Here is a 7,587-nt window from a genome sequence, read left to right as displayed (position 1 = left end):
GCACTCGGCGTACCGGTGATCGCACCCGTCGAGGCGTTGATCACCAGACCCGCCGGCAGACCGGTCGCCGAGTACGACAGCGGAGCGGTCCCGCCGGACGCGTTGATCTGCAGGTTCACCGCGCCGCCGACCGCGGTCGACTGGTCACCGGGGCTGGTCACCGAGACCGCGCCGCTGCCGGCCGGCTTGGTGAGCAGGCAGCCGGCCACGTTGAGGTCGATGGCCCGGGCGGAGTTCAGGCAGGTGGTGAACCAGTAGGTCTCCTCGCCGTAGCTCTGGCCCTTGACGGCCGTGGTGGTGCCGTCGGCGGCCACCTCGCACGGGTTGTTGAGGGTGCACATGGCGCCGTCGTCGTTGCCGGTGTTGTTGATGCCGATGATCCGCCCGCTGGCGGAGTCGACGATCGGCGAGCCGGAGGTGCCGTGCGTGGTGTTGCAGCCGGCGCTGTAGCGCAGCGAGTCGTGCCAGGTCCACTCGTCCTCGCGGAGGGTGGGCACGAACCCGTTGACGGAGCAGTTCCAGACCTGCTTCCAGTACGAGGAGGGGATGTACATCGCGGCGCCGTCGGCCGGGTGCGTGTCGCTGACGGTCAGCCCGGTGGCGCCGTACTTGGAGGCGATCGAGCCGTAGGTGTCGGTGAGTTGGTAGAGGGCGACGTCGGTGCCGGTCATCGTCGCGTAGATCACCTTGTCGGCCTGGACGGTGCCCAGGCTGTTGCCCGCGCCGTCGAGCAGGGTGCCGCTGCGACTGGCGCTGACGTTCTGGATGACCTCGCCGGCCGAGGGCATGGTCGGCAGGCAGTGCCCGTTGGTGAGCATCAGCGCCCGGTCGCCGGCCACCGAGGTGGGGTAACGGACCAGCGAGGCGGAGCAGTTGCTCAGGGCGATGGTGCCCGTCAGGTCGGCCGCCTGGACGGCGTGCGCCGGGGCGGCGGCGAAGGCCAGCCCGCCCGCGACGACGGCGCTCGTGCCGGCCATCGCGACAAGTCTCTTGAACATGGCTCTCCTTGTGGGGGATCGCGGGGTGTACGACTGGTCGCCGAGGCCCGCGCCGCACGAAAGTGCCATGGCCACTTCAAAGGGTCAACCGTTCTGGCCGAACTCGCCACTCCTCAGCGCCCGTTGTGCCACCGGACGGCAACCACCTGTCCCGGTATGCCCGTTACGCACGCACTACGGCTGCGGAGCGGAGTTCACCGTCTGCCCCTCGGCCTGAGTACTTCCCGGACCGCTCGCCGGGGCGAGGTCGAACTTCCAGCCGCCGCCCTGCCCGTTCGGGAACGCGTACTTCTCCGGGTACTTGATGAACCGGCAGTCCTGCGTGAACTGCCTCGCCTCGGAGTCCCAGTCCACGCCGGTGGCGACGTAGACGTCGTACGAACCGTCCTTGACGCCCTCGATGGTGGCGCTCTGACCCTTGGCCGCGTACACCGAGGTGACCGACTTCCCGTCCTGGGCGAGGGTGAGGACCGCGTCCGCCGGGCCGTTGACGTTGGCGACGTTCAGCGCGCCCTTGCCGCCCTTCCCGCCGTCACGGACCAGTACGCCGTTCTCCAGGGTCCGCGGCTGCGCTTGCGGCTTGGGCAGCTGCGGGACGACGAGCCCGGGTTGGTAGCCGGCCGCGGTCAGCTCGGCGAGGGCGGTCGAGACCGCCGCCATCCCCGGACCGGCGCCGAGCCTGGCCAGGGCGACTCCGACGGTGCAGAGCTTGTGATGGAGGACGTCGCCGCGCAGCGCCGACGACTCGGCGGCGAGCGCGGTCAGGCTGTTCGCGAGGTCGGTGCGGGCCCCGTCGGCACCGGCCGGCGCGGTGGCGGCGTTCAGGCTCCGGACGGCACGGCCGATGTTGGACTCGACGCCGGCGAGGGCGGTGTCCAGCTCGTACGTGGTCGTGGCCGCCGCCGCTTTCCCCAGCCCCGTGTCGACCGGCGCGAGAGCCTGGGCGAGCACGGAGCCGTATGGCGTCGCCGTGGGACTCCGCGCGGCGCCCCCGCCGCCCCCGCCACCCGAGCACGCCGTGAGCAGCAGCACCCCGCCGATGACCGAACCGGACCTGAACACGGACCCCACGAACGTCACGACCCACCCCTGATGCCATCCGGCTCGCGCTCCCCACGCGCACCCGAACGGACATGCTGCCGGGTACGAACCACACCGGTCAACAGGGCCCGTACGATCATCCGAAGGGCCCGCCCGGGCTCACCCATCGGGGTCAACTACGATCGGGCTCGTGCTCAGTCTCACCGGCCTCCCCCTCCAGATCGCCGCCTCGGTCATCGCGATCGCCGTCTTCGCCGCCACCATGTGGCTCTGGCCGCGGTTCGGCGGGAGGGGCTGGAAGTCCTGGCTGGGCCGGCTCGGCGCCTTCCTGGCCGCCCAGCTCTCGGTGCTGGTCGCGATGGGCCTGATCGCCAACAGCTACTTCGGCTTCTACAGCTCCTGGACCGACCTGCTCGGCACCAGCGGCAAGCTCGGCACGGTGGTCGACCACACGCCGAACGCGTCCGGCGTGGCCGTCACCGGTGAGCAGAAGTTCTACTCCTCCCAGGGCTCGGACCCGGAGCGCTCCGGGCTGATCCAGCAGGTCGCCATCAAAGGGTCGGGCACCGGCCTGAGCACCGAGGCCTACGTCTACCTGCCGCCGCAGTACTTCCAGCCCGACTTCACCAAGCAGCGGTTCCCGATGGCCCTGGTGCTCACCGGCTACCCGGGCATCCCGGAGAAGCTGATCTCGCTGATGCAGTACCCGGCGTCCACCCTCGCCGCGATCGAGCAGAAGAAGCTGCCGCCGACCATCCTGGTGATGGCCCGGCCCACGCTCGTCGGCAACCGGGACACCGAGTGCGTCGACGTGCCGAACGGCCCGCAGGTGGAGACCTTCTTCACCAGCGACCTGCCCAAGGCCCTCGCCACCACCTACCGGATCGGCACCGACCCGGCCAACCGGGCCGTGATCGGCAACTCCACCGGCGGCTACTGCGCGCTCAAGTTCGCGCTCCGCAAGCCCGACTCCTACCCCGCGGCGATCGCGCTCTCCGGCTACTACAGCGCCGCCCACGACGAGACCACCGGCGACCTGTTCGGCGGCAGCGCCCAGCTGAAGCAGGAGAACGACCTGCTCTGGCGGCTGAAGAACCAGCCGGCCGCCCCGGTCTCGCTGCTGCTGACCAGCGCCTACGACGAGAACAACTACGACGAGACCAAGGCCATGGTCGCCGCCTTCAAGGCCCCCACCAGGATGTCCACCATCACCCTGGACACCGCCGGCCACAACTTCCACACCTGGACCCGGGAGATCCCCCCGGCCCTGGAGTGGCTGGGCAAGCACCTCACCATGCCCGCCGCCGCGTAGCCGGGCCGCCGCCGGGCAGATCACACCCGTCTCACAGCCCCGTCTCACGGTTCTCTCAGTCGCGCCACGCACCGTATGGCGCATGACCACGAGCAGCTACTCCCCTCCGGCCGGCGACCCGTGGCCCGAGGCCGCGAACTTCCCGCCGCCGGAGGTGCCGCGGCCGGACCCCGCCCGGCCGGACCCGGCCCCGCTCTTCCCCGAGCAGCCCCTGCCGCCCACCGGACCGAAGGGACCGGCCTCCTGGTCCGGCCGGCTGCGCACCCTCCCGGCCCGCGCCTGGCGCGGGCGCGCGGACGACCCGCGCTGGGTGCGCCCGGCCCTGCTGGCGCTGCTCGCCGCGACCGCCCTCCTCTACCTGTGGGGCCTGAGCGCCTCCGGCTGGGCCAACGCCTTCTACTCGGCGGCCGTCCAGGCCGGCACCCAGAGCTGGAAGGCCTTCTTCTTCGGCTCCTCCGACGCCGGGAACTTCATCACCGTCGACAAGCCCCCGGCCTCGCTCTGGCCGATGGCGCTCTCGGCGCGGGTCTTCGGCCTGTCCTCCTGGTCGGTGCTGGCTCCGCAGGCGCTGATGGGCGCGGCCACCGTCGGCGTGCTGTACGCGACGGTGCGCCGCCGCTTCTCCCCGCTCGGCGGCCTGCTGGCGGGCGCCGCGCTGGCGCTCACCCCGGTCGCGGCGCTGATGTTCCGCTTCAACAACCCGGACGCGCTGCTGGTGCTGCTGCTGACGCTGGCCGCCTACGGGATGGTGCGGGCGATCGAGGCGGCGGGCACCCGGTGGCTGCTCGTCACCGGAGTGATGTTCGGCTTCGCCTTCCTCACCAAGACCCTGGCGGCGTTCCTGATCCTGCCCGCCTTCGCGGTGATCTACCTGGTCGTGGCACCCACCGGCTTCTGGCGGCGGGTCCGGCAGACCCTGCTGGCGGGCGTGGCGCTGCTGGTCTCGGGCGGCTGGTGGGTCGCGATCGTCGAACTGCTGCCCGCCTCGGCCCGCCCGTACGTCGGCGGCTCGCAGGACAACAGCTTCCTGTCGCTGACCTTCGGCTACAACGGCCTCGGCCGGGTGGACGGCAACGAGCGCGGCAGCGTGGGCGGCGGCGGACGGCTCCCGGCCGGGATCGACCTGCCGGGCGGCGCCGCGCGGGCCGGCGGCGGCCGCGGCTGGGGCGAGACCGGCCTGACCCGGCTGTTCGGCACCGACATCGGCGGACAGATCGCCTGGCTGATGCCGGCCGCGCTGATCCTGCTGCTGGTCGGCCTCTGGGCGACCCGCCGCTACGCCCGGACCGACAGCGCCCGCGCGGCGTTCCTGGTCTGGGGCGGCTGGCTGCTCTCCACCGCGCTGATCTTCAGCTTCATGTCCGGGATCTTCCACCAGTACTACACGGTGGCGCTGGCCCCGGCCGTCGCGGCGCTGGTCGGCATGGGCGTGGACGGGCTGTGGCGGGCGCGGCACCGGCTGCCGTGGGCGCTGGTGCTGGCCGGGACGCTGGCGGTGACGGCGGTCTGGGCGTTCGTGCTGCTCGGCCGCAGCTCGGACTTCCTGCCGTGGCTGCGCTGGGCGGTGCTGGTCGGCGGGCTGCTGGCGGCGGTCGCGCTGGTCGGCGGGCAGTTCGTCGGGCGGGCCTCCGGCCGGACCGGCGCGCGGATCGCCTCGGTGGCGGGCCTGGTGGGCCTGGCGGCGGCGCTCGGCGGTCCGGCGGCGTACGCGGTGGACACCGTCGGCACGGCGCACACCGGCTCGATCGTGACCGCCGGACCGGGCGTGCAGGGCGCGTTCGGGCCGGGCGGCGGCGGGCGCAAGGGCTTCCCGGGCGGCGGCAACGGCAACGGCCGCGGGTTCGGGTTCGGGCCGGGCGGACAGGGGGGCCAGGGAGCTCAGGGCGGCCAGGGCGGCCAGGGCGGCCGGCAGGGCTTCCCCGGTGGCCAGGCAGGGCGCGGGCAGAACGGCGGCGGCTTCCCCGGCGGCGGCTTCCCCGGCGGCACCGGCAACGGCAACGGCGGCTTCCCCGGCGCCCCCGGCGGCGGCGGAGGCTTCCCCGGCGGCATGGGCGGCGGCATGGGCGGTGGCATGGGCGGTGGCGGCATGGGCGGCCTGCTCGGCGGCACCAAGGTGAGCGACGAGGCCGCCGCCCTGCTCAAGGCGAACGCCGACCACTACACCTGGGCGGCGGCCACCGTCGGCTCGCAGAACGCCGCGAGCTACCAACTCGCCACCGGCGAGCCGGTGATGGCCCTCGGCGGCTTCAACGGCACCGACCCCTCGCTGAGCCTGGCGGGCTTCCAGAAGTACGTCCAGCAGGGCAAGGTCCACTGGTTCATCGCCGGCGGCTCCCGCGGCGGCTTCGGCGGCCCCGGCGGCGGCGCGGGCGGCACTGCGGCCGACGGCGCCGGCAGTGAGCGGCAGGAGTCGGAGAACACCCGGATCGAGTCCTGGGTGGCCGCCCACTTCACCGCCAAGACGGTCGGTTCGGCCGCCTTCTACGACCTGACGGCCCCGACGTCCTGACCCCGACCCCGAAGGGGGCGTGTCGCGTTCGCGCGGTACGCCCCCTTCCCGGTGCTCGGCCCCGCCGGGCCGCTCAGTCGGACGGGCAGTGCGTCCCCGCCGCCGGCATCCGGCCGTCGGTCAGGAACGCGGCGACGGCCGTCCGCACGCACGTGCTCTTGTCGTACGCGGTGTGCCCGTCGCCCTCGCGGGTGAGCAGCACGCCGTGCTCCAGCCCGGCGGCCAGCCGCTGCGCCCACGCGTACGGGGTGACCGGGTCCCCGGTGGAGCCGATCACCAGGACCGGGGCGCTGCCGGGCGTCAGGATCGGGTGCGGACGCTCGGTCGAACGGTAGGGCCAGGAGCGGCAGTCCGGGGCGAGCAGGGTGGCGACGGGGTTGTGCCGGCTGGTCAGCGGAGCCTGGGCCGCGAGGTCGGCGAGGCCCGCGCTCAGCTGCGGATCGGTGGGCGCCGGGAGGTCCGCGCAGGAGATGGCCGCGAAGGCGTCCGCCGCGGTCTCGTAGTGGCCGTTCTCGTCGCGGCCGTTGGCGTTGTCCGCGAGGGCGAGCAGCGCGTCGGCGTCGCGCCGCTTGACGGCCGGGGTGAGGGCGTCGTGCAGCCGGTACCAGGAGCGGTGGCCGTCGTAGAGCACGTTGAGGACGGCGGCCCAGCCGAGGGCGGCGGTGAGGGTGCGGCCGTCGGAGCTGCGCAGCGGGCGGGTGCGCAGGCCGTCGAGGAAGTCGGCGAGGCGCTTCGGGGCGGTGTCCGGGTCGGCCCCGAACGGGCAGTCGGTGCCGTCGTCGGTGGCCCAGGCGGAGGCGAAGGCCCGGAGCGCGACCTCGCCGGCGACGGCCTGTTCGACGTCGAGGCGCATCGGATCGATGCCGTGCTCGACGGCGCCGTCGAGCACCAGGCGGCCGGTGCGGCCGGGGAACTCCTCGGCGTAGAGCGCGCCGAGGAGGGTGCCGTAGGAGAAGCCGATGAAGTCCAGCTTGCGTTCGCCGAGGGCGCCGCGCAGCACGTCGAGGTCGCGGGCGGTGTCGCGGGTGCCGAGGTGCGGGAGCAGGTCGGCCTGGCTCGTCCGGCAGGCGTCGGCGAGGATCCGGCCGTGGTCGTAGGTCTGGTCGTCGGTGGCGTTCCACGTGTCGCGGGTGCGGTCGTCCAGACAGTGGACGGGGGTGGTGTCGCCGGCGCCGCGCGGGTCGAAGCCGACCAGGTCGAAGCGGTCGCGCGGGGCCCCCTGGAAGCTCTGCCAGTCCTCCCGGATCATCCTGACGCCGGAGTTGCCGGGTCCGCCGGGGTTGACCACGAGGGCGCCGATCCGCTGCCCCGGGTCGGCGGCGGGCATCCGGGCCAGGGCGACGGCGGTGGTGCGGCCGCCGGGGTCGGCGTAGTCCAGCGGCACGGTCAGGGTGCCGCACTCGATCGCCGGTCCGTCCTGGCCGTCGTCCCCGGGGCACGCCCGCCAGTCGATCCGCTGGCCGTAGAGCGCGCGCAGCGCCGGGGAGGCGGTGGCGGTGACCAGGTCGTCGAGCGGCGGCCGGGTGGCCGTACGACCGGACCCGCCGGCTCCGCCAGCGCCGGTGCAGCCGCTCAGCAGCGCCAGGGCGGTGCCCAGGGCGAGGGCGGGCAGCGCGCGCCGGGGGAACCGGGGGGATCGGAGATAGCAGGAGATCATCGGGGCCACCGCCCACGAATACCATCCGGCCCGCACCCGCCCCGCAACCGGGGGCGTACCCGGGGGCACC

Annotated in this window: 5 protein-coding genes; 2 read left to right on the top strand and 3 right to left on the bottom strand. The window is 73.8% G+C overall.

Annotated elements, in window-relative coordinates:
- Together AB0Q99_RS30150 and AB0Q99_RS30145 are read right to left on the bottom strand one after the other, a co-directional pair.
- On the bottom strand, positions 1-998 hold a 998-nt coding region (locus AB0Q99_RS30150), incomplete at its 3' end, for a trypsin-like peptidase domain-containing protein (RefSeq protein ID WP_363576741.1).
- A 174-nt stretch (positions 999-1,172) separates the two neighbouring features.
- Complete coding sequence (locus AB0Q99_RS30145; RefSeq protein ID WP_363576740.1) at positions 1,173-1,949, bottom strand: hypothetical protein; 777 nt, start codon at positions 1,947-1,949, stop codon at positions 1,173-1,175.
- A gap of 280 nt (positions 1,950-2,229) precedes the next feature.
- On the opposite strand from AB0Q99_RS30145, the gene AB0Q99_RS30140 reads away from it, so the two are divergent.
- Both AB0Q99_RS30140 and AB0Q99_RS30135 read left to right on the top strand, forming a co-directional pair.
- A complete protein-coding gene (locus AB0Q99_RS30140) occupies positions 2,230-3,351 on the top strand; it encodes an alpha/beta hydrolase-fold protein (RefSeq protein ID WP_363576739.1) in 1,122 nt (373 codons plus the stop codon).
- A gap of 82 nt (positions 3,352-3,433) precedes the next feature.
- Entirely contained in the window at positions 3,434-5,860 is a 2,427-nt protein-coding gene (locus AB0Q99_RS30135) for a glycosyltransferase family 39 protein (RefSeq protein ID WP_363576738.1), read from the top strand.
- Between the two features lie 73 nt (positions 5,861-5,933).
- On the opposite strand, the gene AB0Q99_RS30130 is transcribed toward AB0Q99_RS30135, so the two are convergent.
- Positions 5,934-7,517: an alpha/beta hydrolase gene (locus AB0Q99_RS30130; protein ID WP_363576748.1), complete on the bottom strand. Its 1,584-nt coding sequence runs from the start codon at positions 7,515-7,517 to the stop codon at positions 5,934-5,936.
- Positions 7,518-7,587 lie beyond the last annotated feature (70 nt).

It is taken from the genome of Kitasatospora sp. NPDC086791 (genome assembly GCF_040685975.1).
Classification (GTDB): Bacteria; Actinomycetota; Actinomycetes; order Streptomycetales; family Streptomycetaceae; genus Kitasatospora.
The sequence above is the reverse complement of the archived record's forward strand: the minus strand, read 5'-3'. Positions and strand labels throughout refer to the sequence as shown.

What these genes read in the sequence shown, in the direction of transcription:
- AB0Q99_RS30130 (WP_363576748.1), bottom strand. Translation starts at nt 7,517, where the DNA reads ATGATCTCCTGCTATCTCCGATCCCCCCGGTTCCCCCGGCGCGCGCTG.
- AB0Q99_RS30135 (WP_363576738.1), top strand. Translation starts at nt 3,434, where the DNA reads ATGACCACGAGCAGCTACTCCCCTCCGGCCGGCGACCCGTGGCCCGAG.